This is a genomic window from Natrinema pallidum DSM 3751, from assembly GCF_000337615.1.
GTDB classification, from domain to species: Archaea; Halobacteriota; Halobacteria; order Halobacteriales; family Natrialbaceae; genus Natrinema; species Natrinema pallidum.
This window is the reverse complement of record NZ_AOII01000088.1, coordinates 123,727-139,694: the sequence shown is the minus strand read 5'-3', so window position 1 is coordinate 139,694 and position 15,968 is coordinate 123,727. Positions and strand designations below refer to the sequence as shown.

Here is a 15,968-nt window from a genome sequence, read left to right as displayed (position 1 = left end):
CTCGGTCGTTCAAATACGTTTCCCTTGGCAGCCGCCGTGACAGTAATCCACGCGGGACGGGCATCGCCCTCGAGTCGTGGGGCCGCCGCTCTCATCGTATCGGAGCCTTCGGGAGCGTTAAGTGCGACCGGTCCGACCACTCGGGCAATGAGCACGGGGGTTACGATTTCGTCAATTTCTGACTACGCTATCTTAGGCTGTGGAAGCGTGGGATATGCGGTTGCAGAGGAACTCGTCGAACAGGGTAAAGACGTCTCCATCATCGACCGCGACGACAGCCGCGTCGAATCGCTTCGGGATCAGGATCTGGACGCCAAGACGGCCGACATTCGCGACGCCGAGATCGCCGATCTGGTGGCCGACCGCGATGTCGTCCTCATTCTCGCCTCGAACGTCGAATCGAACAAACGCGCCGTCGGACACATCCGCGAGAGCGGTGCCGACCAGTTCATCGTCGCCCGCGCGAGCGATCCCGTCTCCGGCGACGAACTCTCGGAGCTCGGTGCCGACATCGTCATCAACCCTTCCTCCGTCATCGCCGAATCCGCACTGCGAGCCCTCGAGTCGGGCGAACTCGAGTACAACGCCGGCAAACTCGCCGATCTGGTCGAGGAGACGGCGACGCGGCTGGCGATCATCACCCAGGATAGCCCCGATCCGGACTCGATCGCCAGCGCGGCGGCACTGCAGGCGATCGCGACACACCTCGGCGTCGAATCCGACATCATCTATCTCGGCGACGTCGGCCACCAGGAGAACCGGGCGTTCGTCAACCTGCTCGGCATCGATCTCGTCCAGTGGGACGAGGTCGAGGACCACTCCGTCTACGATACCGTTGCCCTGGTCGATCACGCGACCTCGGGCGAGATGGAACTCCCGGTCGACATCGTGATCGATCATCACGAAACGGAGACCGAGGAGGGGGTCGAACCCGAGTTCGTCGACATTCGTCCGAACATGTCCTCGACGTCGACGATCATGACGAAGTACATTCAGGAATTCGACATGAACGTCTCCGAGGAGGTCGCGACCGCCTTGCTCTACGGCATCCGCGCGGAGACCCTGGATTTCAAACGCGACACGACTCCCGCCGACCTGACCGCCGCCGCCTATCTCTACCCCTTCGCCAACCACGATACTCTCGAGCAGGTCGAATCGCCGTCGATGTCCCCCGAAACCCTCGACGTGCTCGCGGAGGCGATTACGAATCGGGACGTCCAGGGGAGCCATCTCGTCTCCAACGCCGGCTTCGTCCGCGACCGTGAGGCGCTGACCCAGGCCGCAAGCCACCTCCTGAACCTCGAGGGCGTCACCACGACCGCGGTGTTCGGAATCGCCGACGAGACGATCTTCCTCGCCGGCAGGTCGAAGGACATTCGCATCAATATCGGGAAAGTGCTGGCCGACGCCTACGGCGAGATCGGCGAGACGGCCGGCCACTCGACCCAGGCCAGCGCGGAGATCCCGCTGGGTATTTTCACCGGGATCGAGATTTCGGAGGATACGCGGGACACGTTGCTCGAACTGACCGAAGAGGCGGTCAAGCGGACGTTGTTCGACGCGATGGGCGTCGAGGGAAGCAGCAGCGAAAGCTCGAACGGGAGCTAAATCACGAATTCGGGGCCGCAATCAGGCCAGCAGTTCGTCCTCTTCCTCGTCGGGATCGCGGACGCGCTCGACCACGTCGTTGATGAGAATGACGTCGCCGACGGCGCGGACCCAGCGGTAGGGCACGATGATACCCTGTCCGCTGCGGGCTTCCTCCGCGAACAGTTCGCCGTTCAACTTCGCCAGCGCCAGGCCGGTGACGGCTTCGCCGTCGACGTTCAGTCGAAGGTCCTCGACTTCGCCGACGAAGACGCCGTTGTTCGAGTACACCTCGCGGCCGACGAGAGACGTGATTTCTTGGGGAATGTCGTCCATAACTGGCCTCATGCGTGGCGGACTCTTAACTTTTGGTCAGACACGACAGTCAGCGGCGCGAAAACGACGCGGCCGACTCGCCCGAGGGGCGGCCCGGACCGGGTCGCGTCCCGGCTCGGGACGCGAGCCCTACTCGAGAATCGAGTCGACGGCCGCGTGATCGGACAGCAGCCGTTCCATCCGGTCGACGGTCTCGGCGTCCCGTGTGCGTCCGCTGCGAACGATATCCTCGGCGCGCTCGACAGTCGTGAGCGTGTCCGTCTGGACCGACAGAATCGGCACGTCTTTCTCGCTGGCTTGCCCGAGGATCGCTCCCGACGGCCGGTGGCCGCCGGTGAGGATGAGACAGCGAATGCCGGGGGCCTCGAGCGCGGCAGTGTGGATCTCGGCACGGTCGCCGCCGGTGATGACGGCGGCGTCTTTCGTCCGCCGGAAGTGCCGGAGGGCGCTGTCGGGCCCCATCGCGCCGACGGTAAACCGTTCGACGTAGTTGTCCTGTCCATCGTCGACGAGCGTCGAGGCACCGAGTTCGTCGGCGAGTTCGGCGACCGTCACGCCGGACAGCTCCCGCTCGCTCGGGAGCACGCCGTAGACCGGGATGTCCCGGCCCTCGAGGAACGGGACGATGTCCGTCTCGAGGCTGTCGTAGACCGCGTCGGGAACGTCGTTGAAGACGACACCGGCGAGGCGGTCGCCGAACGTCTCGGCGGCGGCGACGATGTCGTCGATGTCCGATGGCATCTCGTAGGGCGCGACCAGCAGGACGCGCGCGTCCAACAGATTCGCGATGTCGGCGTCGGCGAGGTCGACGATCCCGCCAATGTCGTACCGGCCGCCGCCCTCGACGAACAGCCGGTCGTGATCCGCCGCGAGCGTCTCGAACGCCTCGCGGACCCGGTCGCGGAGTTCGGCCGGGTCCTCGCGGCCGCGGATCGCCTGCTCGACGAACGTCGGCGAGTAGACCACCGGCTCGAGGTCGTGCATTTCGGCGTCGAGGTCGAGCAGTTCCCGAGCGAGCAGCGGGTCTTCGTCCAGGGTCTTCCCGACGTTGCTCTGCAGTCGGGTGCCTTTCGGTTTCATGTAGCCGACGCGCTCGCCGTCGGCGACCGCGAGGCGGGCGAGCGCCAGCGTAATGGCCGTCTTGCCGGTGCTCTCCTCGAGCGAGCTAACGAGCAGCGTCTCGGAGTCACCGCTGGCGGCGACGGGATCGCTGTCGGCGGTGTCGGTACTGGGTTCGGCGTCCGTGGAGTCGGGTTCTGAGTCGGTGTCGGTCATGGTTCCTCCGTGTCGAGTTCGTCCGGATCGACGGTGAGTCGCAAGTCGATCGCCTGTACGCCATCGGGGCCCGCCACGAGCGGGTTGATATCGAGTTCGAGGATCGACGGGAAGTCAGTCACCAGCTGTGAGAGTCGCTGGATCGTTTCGACGACGCCGTCGACATCCGCGGGTTCGCGGCCGCGAGCGCCGCGCAACAGCGGGGCGGCCTGGATCTCGTCGACCATCTCGCGAGCCGTTCCCTCGTCGACCGGGGCCACGCGAACCGAGGTGTCCTCGAGTATTTCGACGAAGATGCCGCCGAGGCCGAACAGCAAGAGCGGGCCGAACTGCGGGTCGCGGTTCATCCCGACGATGGTCTCGGTCGACGCCTCGAGGTCGAGCAGTTCCTGTACCTGGACGCCAGTGATCGTCGCGTCGGGCTGGTAGTTGCGCGCTCGAGCGACGATATCCTCGTAGGCGTCGTAGACGTCGGCCGCGGCCACGCCGACTTTGACGCCGCCGATGTCCGACTTGTGGGTGATGTCGGGACTGACGATCTTCATGACGACATCGCCGTCGATGCTCTCGGCGACCTCGCGCGCGCGGTCGGGATCGTCGACGATCTCCCCCTGTGGGGTCGGGATGCCGTAGGCCTCGAGCAGGTCCATCGATTCGACCCCGAGTCGGTTGTCGTTCCGTCGTCGCGCGCGCTCGAGCACCTCGCGAGCGCGCTCGCGGTCGACATCGAACGTCCGTGGGTCGGCGACCGTCCGCTCGCTGCTGTCCCGGTACCGGGCGAGCGCGTCGAGCCCCGAGACGGCCCGCGAGGGATCGAAGTAGTTCGGAATGCCGGACTCCCGGAGCGTCGTCTCCGCGTCGCGAGCGCGTTTCCCGCCCATCAGGCAGGTGACGACCGGCGTATCGTGCGCCTCGACGTTCTCGATCACCGTCTCGGCGAGGTCGTCGTAGGGCAGCACCGCGGTCGGGGCGGCGACGACGACCGCGCTGCCGACGTTCGGGTCTTCGAGCGCGATCTCGAGGGCCTCGCCGAAGCGCTCGATGTCGGCGTCGCCGATCGCGTCGATCGGGTTGTAGACGTTGGCCTCGTCGGGCATCGCCGCGGCGAGTCGGTCGATCGTCTCGTCGGCGAAACTGGCCATCTCGAGGGTCGAATCGCCGACGGCGTCGGTCGTGAGCACGCCGGGACCGCCGGCGTTGGTCACGACGGCGACGCCGTCCGACTCGGGTTCCGGCAGACCGGCCAACGCCCGCGCGTAGTCGAACAATTCCTGCACCGAGCGGGCGCGAAGCACGCCGGCCTGCTCAAGTCCCGCCTCGTACGCCCGTTCGCTGCCGGCGATCGCGCCGGTGTGTGAGGACGCGGCCTGGGCACCGGCGTCCGTACGGCCGGACTTGACGAGGACGATCGGCGTCTCCGCCGTCACCTCGCGAGCGGCCTCGATGAACCCCTGTCCGTCGTCGATGTCCTCGAGGTAGCCGATGATGACATCGGTCTCGGGGTCGTCGCCCCACTCCCGGACGAAGTCCGTCTCGTCGAGGACCGTCTTGTTGCCGAGCGAGACCACGTCCTGAAAGCCGATCCCCTGTTCGTTGGCCCAGTCCAGTACGGCGGTGATGAACGCGCCGGATTGGCTCATAAAGGAGATCGAACCCGAACGGGCGTCCTCGGGGCCGAACGTGGCGTTCATGCCCGTCGGCGTCGACATGATCCCGAGGCTGTTCGGGCCGACGACGTTGAGGTCGTTTTCGGTGGCGATCTCGCGCAGTTGCCGTTCGCGCTCGGCACCGTCCCCGCCCGTCTCGGCAAAGCCGGCGGTGATGACGACGATGTCGTCGGTGCCCGCCGCGGCGAGTTCGCGGATCGAGTCGAGTACGATATCGGGCGGTACGACGACCACCGCCAGATCGATCGGCGGCGCGTGCTGCACATCCTCGTAACACTCGAGCCCGAGCACCTCGTCGCGCGAGGGGTTGATCGGGACGACCTCGCCGTCGAACCCCGCCTGGAGGTTTTCGAGGATCGCCCGTCCGACTGCGCCCTCGCGGTCGGTCGCACCGACCACGGCGACGGTCTCGGGATCGAAGAGTGTGGATAACCGTCCCATCGGGCTGTAGTTGATCGAGTAGGCTGTTAAGGATGTACCATGTTCCCGCCGTCGGGGAAACCGAATCGGGGTTCACGTGACCGTCGACGGTTCCGGCCGGGATCGGGTGCCGGAAAGCATGGCTCGGGGTCGAGCCGTCGCTGTCGTCGCGTACTGGCACGAACGGCAACCGGACGGTGGCGTTCGATGTATCGCCTGCGTCGACGGTTACGAACCGAAACCCGGACGTGTCGGGGCTCAGTGCGCCGATATCGGTGCCGTCGACCGACTCGAGGCGAGGATCGCGAGCAGGTAACAGGCAATGGCGACGACGACGATCGAGCCGCCGGTGGGCAGCCCCTGGGAGATCGAGACCACGAAGCCGCCGATAACCGACACCTGCCCGAAGAGAATCGACAGCGAGAGCGTCTCTCGGAAGCTGTGGGCGACCTGCGTGGCCGCGGCGACGGGGACGACGAGCATCGCGGCGACGAGGATGACGCCGAGGATCTGCATCGCGCCGACGACGACGATCGCCGTCATCACGATCAGCAGCGTGTTGTACCAGGTGACGTTGAGCCGCGCGACGCGGGCGGCCTGCTCGTCGAACGTGATGAAAAGCAACTGTTTGTACGTCGCGACGATGACGCCGACGACGAGGACGCTGATGACGGCCATCAGCCGTGCCCCCGATGGAGTGACGACCGAGATGTTCCCGAAGAGGTAGCCCTCGACGTTGAACCCGCTCATCCCGCGGCCGTAGCTGATGATGAGCGTCCCGACGGCGAAGCTCCCGGTCAGCATGATCGCGATCGGGACGTCGCCGTAGGTGTTGGTCCGCTCGGCCAGCCACTGGACGCCAAGGGCACCGAGGATTCCCACGACGAGCGCGACGAGCATGAGCGATCCTTCCCAGCCGGTCGTCGCGCTCACGAGGAGACCGACGGCGACCCCGGCGAAGGCCGTATGCGCCAGCGTCTCGCCGATCAGGGCCATCTCGCGGTGGACGAGATAGGTGCCGACCAGCGGCGCGACGACTCCGATCAGGATTCCGGTCGCGATCGATCGCCACATGAACGGATGGGAGAAGACGTTCGTCCCGAGGAGGGAGTCGAGCAATCGACCCGCGATCCGAGCCTGATCGTAGAGGCCGCCAACGAGGGGGTACGATCGCAGTGCATCGACGGTCAGCAGGCCGATCATCGCGACCGCGAGGATCGCGGTCAGTCCGAGCCCGATCTGCTCGAATCGGCGGCGGAGAGGTCCGGTCCGTCCCATTAGTGGTGGTGATGAAGGACCTGGCCCGTCGCACCGTAGGCCTCGGTCAGGGCGTCGCTTTCGACGAACGATTCGGTGTCACCGTGGTGGTAAAGCTCCGTGTTGATGCAGGCGATCCGATTTGCGCGATCCGTGACGACGCCGATGTCGTGTTCGATCAGAATGATCGTCATCCCCGACGCGTTGAGCGACTCGAGCAACTGGTAGAACGCGTCGCGGGATTCGGCGTCGACGCCGACGGTCGGCTCGTCCAACGCCAGCAGGTCCGCTTCGGAGGCCAGCGCGCGTGCGATGTAGGCCCGCTGGCGTTGGCCGCCGGAGAGTTGGTTGACCTGTCGGTCGGCCAGGTCGGCGATGCCGACCGTCTCGAGCGCGTCGTCGACGGTCGCGCGGTCCGCGTCGGTCAGTCGCCCGTGGCCCGCGTGCGCGAACCGGCCCATGGTGACGGCCTCGCGGACGGTGACCGGCATCGAGCCGCCGCGGCTGGTCGCCTGTTGGGAGACATAGCCGATCCGCTCGCCGTCGTCGAACGCGGCGACCGGTTCGCCGAAGAGTTCGATCGAGCCGCTGTCGGGACTGTGCAGGCCGAGCATGAGATGCAGGAGGGTCGTCTTCCCCGACCCGTTGGGTCCGACCAGCCCCAAAAAGTCACCCTCCTCGACCGTCAGCGAGACGTCTTTGACGGCCGGCTGCTCGGCGTAGGCAAACGTCACGTTCTCGAGGTTGACGACGGTCACTGTGCTCCTAGTGCCTCTCTGAACGCGGGGAGGTTTATTTCTTCCATCTGGGTCCGGTAGCCCCAGCCCTGCTCGTGCCACTTCGCGAGGGTACCCGAGAGATGGGTCAGCGGCATCGCGTCGGTGGCGTTGCTCCCCTCGAGGATGGTATCGACGAGCGGCGGATACTGGCTGTTGGGTGCCTCGAAGGGATCGTAAAGGATCGTCTCGATCCCGTCCGAATCGACCAGATCGATCGTCTCGGAGATTTCCTCGGCGGACGGGTTCTCCTGGGGCGAGACCCCGACGGGCGTGTGAAGCTCGAACCCGTATCGCTCCTGAAGGTAGGTAAAGGAGTCGTGGCCGGCGAAGACGGCGGTCCGTCGATCCGCCGTCTCGAACAGTTCGCGAAGCGTTCGGTCGAGGGACTCGAGGCCCGACGTGTACTCGTCGGCGTTGGTCTCGTAGGTCTCGGCGGCGTCCGGGTCCGCCTCTGCGAGTCCATCGGCGATGGTGGTGACGATGTCCTGTGCGAGGACCGGATCGAGCCAGGCGTGGGGATCGATCGACGACCGGTCGTGGTCGTGTCCATCGTGAGCATCGGCTCCGTGGTGATGCCCATCGTGATCGTCGTGCTCATGGTGATGTCCGTCGTCATGGTCGCCGTGGCCGTCGGGATGAGCGCCGACATCGACCTCGTGATCCCAGCCGAGGAGTCGGTCGTCCAGCCCGTCGAGCCCGTCGATCACGGTGACCGTGTCGTAGTCGGCCTCGAGCGTCGCCGCGATATCCTGCGCCCACGAGAACTCGGGCGTATCGAAGTAGACGAACACACCGGAGTCCGCGATGTCTCGCGTGAGGTCGCCGCTGGGTGACCAGCCGTGTCCGGCCTGGCCCGTTCCGATCGGATTCCGGAAGTCGACCGCGTCGCCGCTCACTCGGTCGGCCCAATCCCACAGGGTGAAGAAGGCGGCGTAGCCGCTATCGAACGCCGCAGTCACGTTGCCGACGTCGTCGAGGCAGCCGGCGAGTGCTCCAGTCGCAACTGCGCCGGTCCCCCCTTTCACCAGCGCACGTCGTGTCAGCTTCATACAGGTGAGTCGTCCCAGCGGAGTATAAGGGTTATTATCTCGTTAGTGGATATTATTAATTCTGGGCGCTGGATGGCCTCTCTGTTAATAACATGTCGTGCTATAGCGAGCCGAGTTATTACCGCACTCGAGAGAACGGGAGGCGAGTCGACCCAACGGGAGCGGGAGCGTGTTCCCGACGCGAGTGCACGCGTGCCGCGGCCGACCTGCGATGGATGCCACCACGTGCGACGTGGACTCCCATCGAAGAGGCCGGGACGCTACCGTCCCGCGGAGGGCGTCTCGATCGTCTGCTACCGGCCGCGTGAGCGATTCGTCGACCTGCTCGTCGACCCGCTACCTGATTGCAGTCGATAGTATGGTTTTACTGTTGTCCTCGCGAATGTGGCAATATGACATACCGAAAGGTCAACTACGAGGAGGTCGAGCAGGTCTCGAGCGCGATGCATGTTCTCAGCGATCCCCTCGAGACCGAGCAGGTGGGGGTAACGGTCGCCCGCTGCGATCCCGGCTGGAACAGCAAGCCCCACGACCACACGGACAACGACCACGAGGAGGTCTACGTTCTCATCGAGGGGACGGCGACGGTCGTCGTTGACGACGAACCGGTCGCGATGGAGACCGGCGACGCGCTGTGGATTCCGCCCGAATCGACGCGCCAGATCCGCAACGGCGACCGCGAGAGTGCGTTCGTGCTCGTGAGCGCGCCGAGTATCGCGGACGAGGACGGCGACGAGGAGTGGTCGCTGTCCGGCTTCGCCGGCTAGTCGAGTCGTCGACGGGCCGATTTCGGGCCACGGGACCGACCGACTGCGTGACGACTTAGTAGTCACACGGTGTCGTCAGTGTGGGTGACTCCCGATTTACTCGAAACACCACGCAGCGATCTCGCTGGTCGTCGCCGGCGTGCTGGTGGTCCTGCTCCCGCCGGTTTCCGTGCTTGGCCACTCGATCCCGTCTGCGGCGGTCGTCGCCTACGGCACCGCCGTCGGCGTCTGCATCGATTTCGATCACGTCCTCATCGCCCGGTTCAAGACCGGGCGCTGGGACGCCGTACGGTTCTGTCTCTCGAACCCGCGTGCAGCGGTCACCGATCAGTCGGAAATTTTCGAACCCGGCGATGTGGGCGTCCTCTCGCGACTGTTGAGCCACGTGGTGATCGCCGGCGTCGTCGTTCCGGCGACCGCCGCCGTCAGTCTCCCCCTCGCGATCGTGACCGGCGTCGTCCTCTATACCCACCTGCTGACCGATCTCGTCTGGGACATCCACCTGCTCGAGGCGCACGCGGATCGGGCGGTTTCGACGGACGACCTCGTCCGCAGGCTCCGATAATGGGAGCGCGCCGCGAAAGCGCGGGTTCGGGTTGCACTATTCGCCCCCGACTATTTCCACCGCCGGTCCGTCTTGCGAGTATGGAACTGCTCGACGATAGCATCGTCCCGGAACACGCACGCGACATCAAGGCAGAGGCCCGCGAGTTCGCACAGGACCATATCAAACCCAACGCCCAGGAGTACTTCCAGTCGGGGGACTATCCCGAGGAGATCCTCGAGGCGGGTCGCGAAGCGAACCTCGTCGCACAGGATATCCCCGAAGAATGGGGCGGTCGGGGGCTCGATCTGGCCCAACTGCTCGCGATGACGGAGGAGTTCTACCGGGCCGACGCGGGGATCGCACTGACGCTGCAGTTGGCGAGTTTCGGCTGTGAGATCACCTACGAGCACGGCTCCGAGGAGCAGTGCGAACGATACGTTCGACCCGTTGCGGAGGGTGAGCAACGGTCCGGTCTGGCGGTCTCGGAGCCGGAGACGGGCAGCGACCTCGCGGGGATGCAGACCACGGCCGAGAGAGACGGCGACGAGTACGTCATCAACGGCGAAAAATACTGGATCGGCAACGGCGTCGAAGCGGACTGGATAACGCTCTACGCGCGCACCGGCGACGACGAGGACAACCGCTACGGCAACCACTCGATGTTCATCGTCCCGACGGATACGGACGGCTACGAGGCCGAACACATCCCCGAGAAGATGGCGATGCGCGCCTCGAAACAGGCACACATCGAGTTCGACGACTGCCGGATTCCCGCGGCGAACCTGATCGGGTCGGAGGGTGACGGCTTCATGCTGCTCGCGGACTTCTTCAACCACGGCCGCGTCGCCGTCGCCGGCCACGGCATCGGTATCGCGGCGGCCGCCATCGAAGAAGCCTGGGAGTTCACTCACGATCGCGAGGAGTTCGGCCGGACGATCAGCGACTTCCAGTCCGTCCAACACGGCCTCGCGGACATGTTGGTCGAGTTCGAGAGCGCCCGGACCCTCGTCTGGCGCGCCCGCGAGAAGGTCGCCGAGGCGGACAACGCGGGCTACTGGGCTGCGATGGCGAAGACGAAGGCGACCGAGACGGCCGTCGACGTCGCGGAGCAGGGGATGCAGTTCCACGGCGGCCGATCGGTCCTCGACGAGCGACGGATCGCCCGCGTCTACCGCGACGCACGAATCCCCGTCATCTACGAGGGTGCAAACGAGATTCAGCGCAACCTGATCTACGGCCAGGCTCCCTGAGCGAGCGCGAGCGGCGGCCCGTCGCCTGTTCTCCCATCGGACGTCCGCCCCGTGAACCGACCGGGGCCGAGCCCCGAGCCGTCCGGCGATAGACCGATCAGCCGAAAGAACGATCCCGTTCGGGGTCATGTCCCTCGTCAAACACGCTATCGTCGCGCTAGAGATGTTTCACGCCATCTTTCCACCGATATGAGTCGGTCACGCGTACTCTGTGTCAGTGCCGATCGCTCGACGCGGGCGTCGCTTACGCTGTCGCTGACGGACGCACCCGTCGATGTCATCATCGCACAGCGATTCGTCGACGCGATCGACCGGCTCAATCACGAGTCGATCGACGCAGTCGTCATCGATGCGAGAACGATCGCAAACACCGCCGCGCTCGTCGATGCCGTCGAGTCGGGGACGCCGACGTTCGTCTACCAGGAGACGGATGGCGATACCGGCGCCGTGCTGGCACGGGTCACCACTCCGGCAGCCGACGACGAGTCGGCGACGCGCCTCTCGAACACGATCACCGAACACATCGCAGCAGGGACGGATGCCGAACTGCCGACCGAACCCGAGGGCGACGCCGGCGGGAGCGCCACGGCCGACGGGACCGTCGCCGCGGAGCGGGACCTCCCCGACGACCTCGAGCGACTCGTGAGTCGCGTCCGGAGTCGGTTGGTCGACGCCACATCGTTGCTGACCGTCGAACGCGTGCTCCGCGAGGAACTGACGGACGGCGATCGATTCGCGTTCGTCTGGCTCGGGGAGTACGACCGCCGCGAACGGGCGATCATTCCGTGGCTGTCCGATCCCGACGCCACCGAGTGGCCGCTCCAGCAAACGTTCGATATCGGCACCGGCGACCACCCGCTGCTCGAACGCGTGATCCGAACCCGAACCCTTCGGACCCACCAGTACGACGCGGACACCAGCGGTGCGGTCCCCTTCGACGATCGTGCGTTCGAGCGGGGTGTTCGGTCGGTCGCAGCCATCCCACTCGCCGCAAACGGCGACCTATACGGCGTCGCCGTCATCTACGCGACGGAACGACTCTCCGAACACGAACGGGACGCGGTTCGGGCGATCGCCGAGGCCGCGTCCCACGTCCTCGAGACGATCGCCGTCCGGGGGCGGCTCGAGCAACGGGAACGAACGCTCAACCGGTACGAGCGACTCGTCGAGACGGCCGGCGACGGAATGTACGTGCTCGACGACGCGGGCCACCTCATGACCGTCAACGACGCGCTCGTCGAGATGACCGGATTCAGTCGTGAAGGGCTACTCGGCGAGCACGTCTCGATTCTGTTCGATCCCGAGGATATCGAGGCCGGCAAGACGATCATCCGTTCGCTCCTCGCAAGCGGCGAGAGCACCGACACGCTCGAGTTGAGCGTGGAGACGAAAGCCGGAGCAACGATCCCCTGTGAGGTCCAGATTGCCGTTCTGGTTCCCGACGGCGAGTTCCGTGGCTCGGTCGGCGTGCTTCGCGATGTCACCGAGCGGAAACGGCAGGAACGGAAGCTTCGCGAACGTAACGAGCGACTCGATGCCTTTGCACGGATCGTCAGCCACGACCTCCGGAACCCGCTCGGCGTCGCACAGGGCTATCTGGACCTGTTCGAGGAAACCGGCGACTCCGGATACGCCGCGAAGACTCGCAACGGACTCGACCGGATGGAGTCGATCATCGATGACGTCCTGGCCATCGCCCGCGAGGGGGAGTGGGCCGCTGACACCGAACCCGTCGACCTCGAGTCGGTCGCTCGCGAGGCGTGGGGTCACGTCTCGACCGCCGAAGCGACGCTGTCGGTCACGGAAACGATGACGCTCTCGGCCGACCGGTCGAGACTCTTGCGACTTCTCGAGAACTGTTTCCGGAACAGTATCGAACACGGCGAGACGACCGAAACCGTTCGCATCGGTCCCCTCGAGAACGACGAGCGGCCGGACGCGGCGCGGGGGTTCGTTATCGAGGATGACGGTGAGGGACTCCCCGCGAAACTCCGGGACGAACTCTTCGATCCGTCGGCATCCACGTCGACGGAAGGGTTAGGGATCGGCCTCTGGATCGTCAGAGAAGTCGCTACCGGGCACGGGTGGTCGGTCGTCGCGACGGAGAGCGAGAGCGGAGGAGCACGCCTCGAGTTCGAACTCGACGCTCAGTTCTCGGACTGAAGGTCCTGAAACGCGCCGACGAAGTCGTCGTGGGTGGACATGTCCGAGACCGTCTCGTCGACTCGCTGCTCGAGCGCTTCGACCTGGTCACAGAGGTCCTGATACTCCGTGTTGTCCGCGAGTTCGCGGTCGGCTTTCTCGGACTCCAGTAACGCCTTCTTCGAGACGAGGGCGTAGTACTCCTGAATGTCGGCTTCGTAGTCCGATCGATCGGCCACATCCGCGACCATCTCGACGAGTTCGTCCTTCGAGACCGGTTTGACGAGGTAGTCGTCGAAGCCCATCTCGATGATATCGAAGTCGGGGTCGACCGCCGTCACCATGACGACCCGCGAATCGTATCCCTGCCCGCGGATTTGCTCGAGTACTTCGTCACCGGAGAGTCCCGGCATCCGCCGGTCTAACAGGACGACCTCGACGGAATCGGCCATCTTCTCGAGTGCCTCCTCGCCGTCGTATGCCGTCTCGATGGCCCACTCGCCCTGCAGCCACGCGGCGAACAGGTCCGCAAGTCGGGCTTCGTCGTCGACGACGAGCACCTCGGGCCCGTCATTCATTGGGTTCCCCCTCCGTTCTCTTCATCGATTACAGCCACGCGTCACCAATGGTACCTCTGGGTGATAAATCTCGCGACCAACCATCAGATTTTGTTGGTGGAGATGATATATAGTCGACACGGACGCGAGATCGTTCGGCAAGCGGCGTCGCGTTCACTTCGAACGCTGACATATCGTCGGAGCGGCGGCCGGTTGCCGACGGCCGGACGGGGGTACCAACGCGACGAACTCGGTCGGACGGTTCGGACCGACCCCGCCGTTCAGTCGCGATCGGTCGGCATCGCTTATTTGCCTTCGAACTCCGGCTCCTCGTCGCCCATGAAGGCCGTAATACCCTCCATCAGGTCGTCGGTCGCCATCAGGTGCCCGAAGGCGGACGCCTCGTACTCGAGGCCGGCCGCCGTGTCGTCGCGGCCGGCGAGCATCGCGCGCTTGGTGAATCGCTGGGCGATCGGCGGGCCGCCGGCGAGTTCGGTCGCCATCTCGAGCGCGCGGTCCTCGAGTTCGTCGTTGCCGACGCGTTCGTTGACGAAGCCGTAGTCGGCCATCGTTTCGGCGTCGTAGCGCTCCGCGGTGAGGATGATCTCCTTGGCTCGCCCCTCGCCGACGATGTGCTTGAGCCGCTGGGTGCCGCCCCAGCCGGGAATGAGTCCGAGATCGAGTTCGGGCTGGCCGAACTCGGACCGGTCACTCGCCACGCGCAGGTCGGCACACGTTGCGAGTTCCATCCCGCCGCCGAGACAGAAGCCGTCGATGCCGGCGACGACGGGCATATCGCAGGCCTCGAGTTCGCCGAACGTCGACTGCCCCAGCCGCGAGAGTTCCTGTCCCTCGATCGGATCGGCACCGTCGCCGGCCATGCTCTGGACATCCGCTCCCGCCGAGAAGGCCTTCTCACCCTCGCCGGTGACGAGGAGCGCTCGAACCTCGTCATCGGCCTCGAGGTGCTCGATCGCCGTCGACAGTTCCTCGAGGAGGTCGTCGCTGATGGTGTTCATCCGGTGGGGTCGGTCGAGGACGACGTGGCCGACCATGTCACCGGGGTACTCGACGCGGATCGTCTCGAAGTCCATCGCGTCCGCGTCCTCCTCGTCGTCGTAGAACCCGCCCGCCTCGGCCCGGTCCGCGAGGTACGACGCGGGCGCGTACCGCTCGTGGCCGGTCTCCTCGTAGGCCTCAGTGAGCGTTTCGTGGAGCGCCTCGAGACCGTAGTCGTCGACCATTTTGACGGGCCCGTCGGGGAAGCCGGCCCCGAGCTTGACGGCCTCGTCGATCGACTCCGGCGGGGCGACGTCGCCGCCGATCAGCTTCGCGGCCTCGTTCGCCATCGTCGCGAGGAGCCGTTCCGTGACGAACTCCGACTGTTGGTCGGTCGGGATATCGACGCCGTCGCCGTCCTCGTAATCGTAGAAGCCCTTGCCCGTCTTCTTGCCGAACTCCTCGTTTTCGACTTTCTCCGCGAGCAGCGGGGCCGGCTCGTAGGCCTCGCCCAGCACCTCGTTCATGTACTCGAGGACGTGGTAGCTGACGTCGTTGCCGACCTGGTCGCCGAGTTCGAAGCTCCCCATCGGCAGGCCCATGTCGTACTTCGTCGTCGAGTCGACCTCGGCGATGGTCGCCTCGTCCTCGCTGACGAGCCACGCAGCCTCGTTCATCAGGGGAACGAGAATGCGGTTGACGATGAACCCGGGCGAGTCCTTGTGGACCCGCACCGGCGTCTTACCGAGGTCCTCGGCGAGCTCCGCCGTCAGATCGAGCGTTTCTGCGGCGCTCTCGGCACCCGCAATCACTTCCACGAGCGGCATCCGGACCGGTGGGTTGAAGAAGTGCATCCCGCAGAACTGCTCGGGACGGTCGGTGAATTCCGCGAGATCGGTGATCGAGAGGCTCGAGGTGTTCGTCGCGAAGATGGCGTGCTCCGGCGCGGCCTCCTCGAGTTCGGTGTACACGTCACGTTTGATCTCCATCTGTTCGGGGACCGCTTCGATGACGAAATCGGTGTCGGCGACGGCCTCCTCCATGTCGACCAGCGGCGTCACCCGCTCTTTGGCGGCGTCGGCCTCCTCGTCGGTGAGCTGGTCGTTCTCGGCGAGCTTGTTCAGCGACCACTCGATCTGTTCGTAGCCGTTCTGAACGAACTCGTCTTTGATATCCCGCATGTTCACGTCGTAACCCGCCATCGCGGCGACCTCGGCGATACCGTGACCCATGTTGCCCGCACCCAGAACTGTGATGGTGTTGATGTCCTCGATGTCCATGGTCAAAAATCCTATTCGAACCCGTTTCAACGTTTCCCTCTCACAGAGTAGAAACG

The 15,968-nt window shown here is 65.4% G+C and carries 13 protein-coding genes; 5 read left to right on the top strand and 8 right to left on the bottom strand.

Features of this window, described 5'->3' with window-relative positions; translation table 11 throughout:
• Positions 1 to 147 precede the first annotated feature (147 nt).
• Positions 148 to 1,608: a DHH family phosphoesterase gene (locus C487_RS14750; RefSeq protein WP_006186608.1), complete on the top strand. Its 1,461-nt coding sequence runs from the start codon at positions 148 to 150 to the stop codon at positions 1,606 to 1,608.
• Positions 1,609 to 1,629: 21 nt separating this feature from the next.
• On the opposite strand, the gene C487_RS14745 is transcribed toward C487_RS14750, so the two are convergent.
• The 6 genes from C487_RS14745 to C487_RS14720 form a co-directional block, all read right to left on the bottom strand.
• Complete coding sequence (locus C487_RS14745; RefSeq protein ID WP_006186607.1) at positions 1,630 to 1,923, bottom strand: PRC-barrel domain-containing protein; 294 nt, start codon at positions 1,921 to 1,923, stop codon at positions 1,630 to 1,632.
• A 129-nt stretch (positions 1,924 to 2,052) separates the two neighbouring features.
• Positions 2,053 to 3,198, bottom strand: a complete 1,146-nt coding sequence (locus tag C487_RS14740) for a phosphotransacetylase family protein (RefSeq protein ID WP_006186606.1) — start codon at positions 3,196 to 3,198, stop codon at positions 2,053 to 2,055.
• On the bottom strand, positions 3,195 to 5,306 hold the full coding sequence (locus C487_RS14735; RefSeq protein ID WP_006186605.1) for an acetate--CoA ligase family protein: 2,112 nt from the start codon (positions 5,304 to 5,306) through the stop codon (positions 3,195 to 3,197). Before C487_RS14735 ends, C487_RS14740 begins: the two co-directional genes overlap by 4 nt.
• Before the next feature lie 237 nt (positions 5,307 to 5,543).
• Positions 5,544 to 6,563 (bottom strand): metal ABC transporter permease, encoded by a 1,020-nt coding sequence (locus C487_RS14730; protein ID WP_006186604.1) that lies wholly within the window; start codon positions 6,561 to 6,563, stop codon positions 5,544 to 5,546.
• Positions 6,563 to 7,300 (bottom strand): metal ABC transporter ATP-binding protein, encoded by a 738-nt coding sequence (locus C487_RS14725; RefSeq protein ID WP_006186603.1) that lies wholly within the window; start codon positions 7,298 to 7,300, stop codon positions 6,563 to 6,565. Before C487_RS14725 ends, C487_RS14730 begins: the two co-directional genes overlap by 1 nt.
• Positions 7,297 to 8,370: a metal ABC transporter substrate-binding protein gene (locus tag C487_RS14720; protein ID WP_006186602.1), complete on the bottom strand. Its 1,074-nt coding sequence runs from the start codon at positions 8,368 to 8,370 to the stop codon at positions 7,297 to 7,299. The genes C487_RS14725 and C487_RS14720 overlap by 4 nt, the downstream gene beginning before the upstream one ends.
• 392 nt (positions 8,371 to 8,762) lie before the next feature.
• Here C487_RS14720 and C487_RS14715 point away from each other — a divergent pair, with 392 nt between their 5' ends.
• The 4 genes from C487_RS14715 (at position 8,763) to C487_RS14700 (ending at position 13,097) form a co-directional block, all read left to right on the top strand.
• Complete coding sequence (locus C487_RS14715; protein ID WP_006186601.1) at positions 8,763 to 9,137, top strand: cupin domain-containing protein; 375 nt, start codon at positions 8,763 to 8,765, stop codon at positions 9,135 to 9,137.
• Between the two features lie 139 nt (positions 9,138 to 9,276).
• Entirely contained in the window at positions 9,277 to 9,702 is a 426-nt protein-coding gene (locus C487_RS14710; RefSeq protein WP_006186600.1) for a hypothetical protein, read from the top strand.
• 80 nt (positions 9,703 to 9,782) lie between these two features.
• On the top strand, positions 9,783 to 10,934 hold the full coding sequence (locus C487_RS14705) for an acyl-CoA dehydrogenase family protein (protein ID WP_006186599.1): 1,152 nt from the start codon (positions 9,783 to 9,785) through the stop codon (positions 10,932 to 10,934).
• Positions 10,935 to 11,123: 189 nt separating this feature from the next.
• The gene (locus tag C487_RS14700) at positions 11,124 to 13,097 is read left to right on the top strand and encodes a PAS domain S-box protein (protein WP_006186598.1); all 1,974 of its coding nucleotides are present in this window, start codon (positions 11,124 to 11,126) and stop codon (positions 13,095 to 13,097) included.
• Here the strand turns inward: C487_RS14700 and C487_RS14695 are convergent.
• Complete coding sequence (locus C487_RS14695) at positions 13,082 to 13,654, bottom strand: HalX domain-containing protein (RefSeq protein WP_006186597.1); 573 nt, start codon at positions 13,652 to 13,654, stop codon at positions 13,082 to 13,084. The two genes, C487_RS14700 and C487_RS14695, sit on opposite strands and share 16 nt — an antisense overlap.
• A gap of 284 nt (positions 13,655 to 13,938) precedes the next feature.
• On the bottom strand, positions 13,939 to 15,912 hold the full coding sequence (locus tag C487_RS14690) for a 3-hydroxyacyl-CoA dehydrogenase/enoyl-CoA hydratase family protein (protein WP_006186596.1): 1,974 nt from the start codon (positions 15,910 to 15,912) through the stop codon (positions 13,939 to 13,941).
• Between the last annotated feature and the right edge of the window lie 56 nt (positions 15,913 to 15,968).

Bases quoted from the DNA above. Each gene is read 5' to 3' on its own strand.
- C487_RS14750 (WP_006186608.1), top strand. From the start codon at position 148: ATGAGCACGGGGGTTACGATTTCGTCAATTTCTGACTACGCTATCTTA.
- C487_RS14745 (WP_006186607.1), bottom strand. From the start codon at position 1,923: ATGGACGACATTCCCCAAGAAATCACGTCTCTCGTCGGCCGCGAGGTG.
- C487_RS14740 (WP_006186606.1), bottom strand. From the start codon at position 3,198: ATGACCGACACCGACTCAGAACCCGACTCCACGGACGCCGAACCCAGT.
- C487_RS14735 (WP_006186605.1), bottom strand. From the start codon at position 5,306: ATGGGACGGTTATCCACACTCTTCGATCCCGAGACCGTCGCCGTGGTC.
- C487_RS14730 (WP_006186604.1), bottom strand. From the start codon at position 6,563: ATGGGACGGACCGGACCTCTCCGCCGCCGATTCGAGCAGATCGGGCTC.
- C487_RS14720 (WP_006186602.1), bottom strand. From the start codon at position 8,370: ATGAAGCTGACACGACGTGCGCTGGTGAAAGGGGGGACCGGCGCAGTT.
- C487_RS14715 (WP_006186601.1), top strand. From the start codon at position 8,763: ATGACATACCGAAAGGTCAACTACGAGGAGGTCGAGCAGGTCTCGAGC.
- C487_RS14705 (WP_006186599.1), top strand. From the start codon at position 9,783: ATGGAACTGCTCGACGATAGCATCGTCCCGGAACACGCACGCGACATC.
- C487_RS14700 (WP_006186598.1), top strand. From the start codon at position 11,124: ATGAGTCGGTCACGCGTACTCTGTGTCAGTGCCGATCGCTCGACGCGG.
- C487_RS14695 (WP_006186597.1), bottom strand. From the start codon at position 13,654: ATGAATGACGGGCCCGAGGTGCTCGTCGTCGACGACGAAGCCCGACTT.
- C487_RS14690 (WP_006186596.1), bottom strand. From the start codon at position 15,912: ATGGACATCGAGGACATCAACACCATCACAGTTCTGGGTGCGGGCAAC.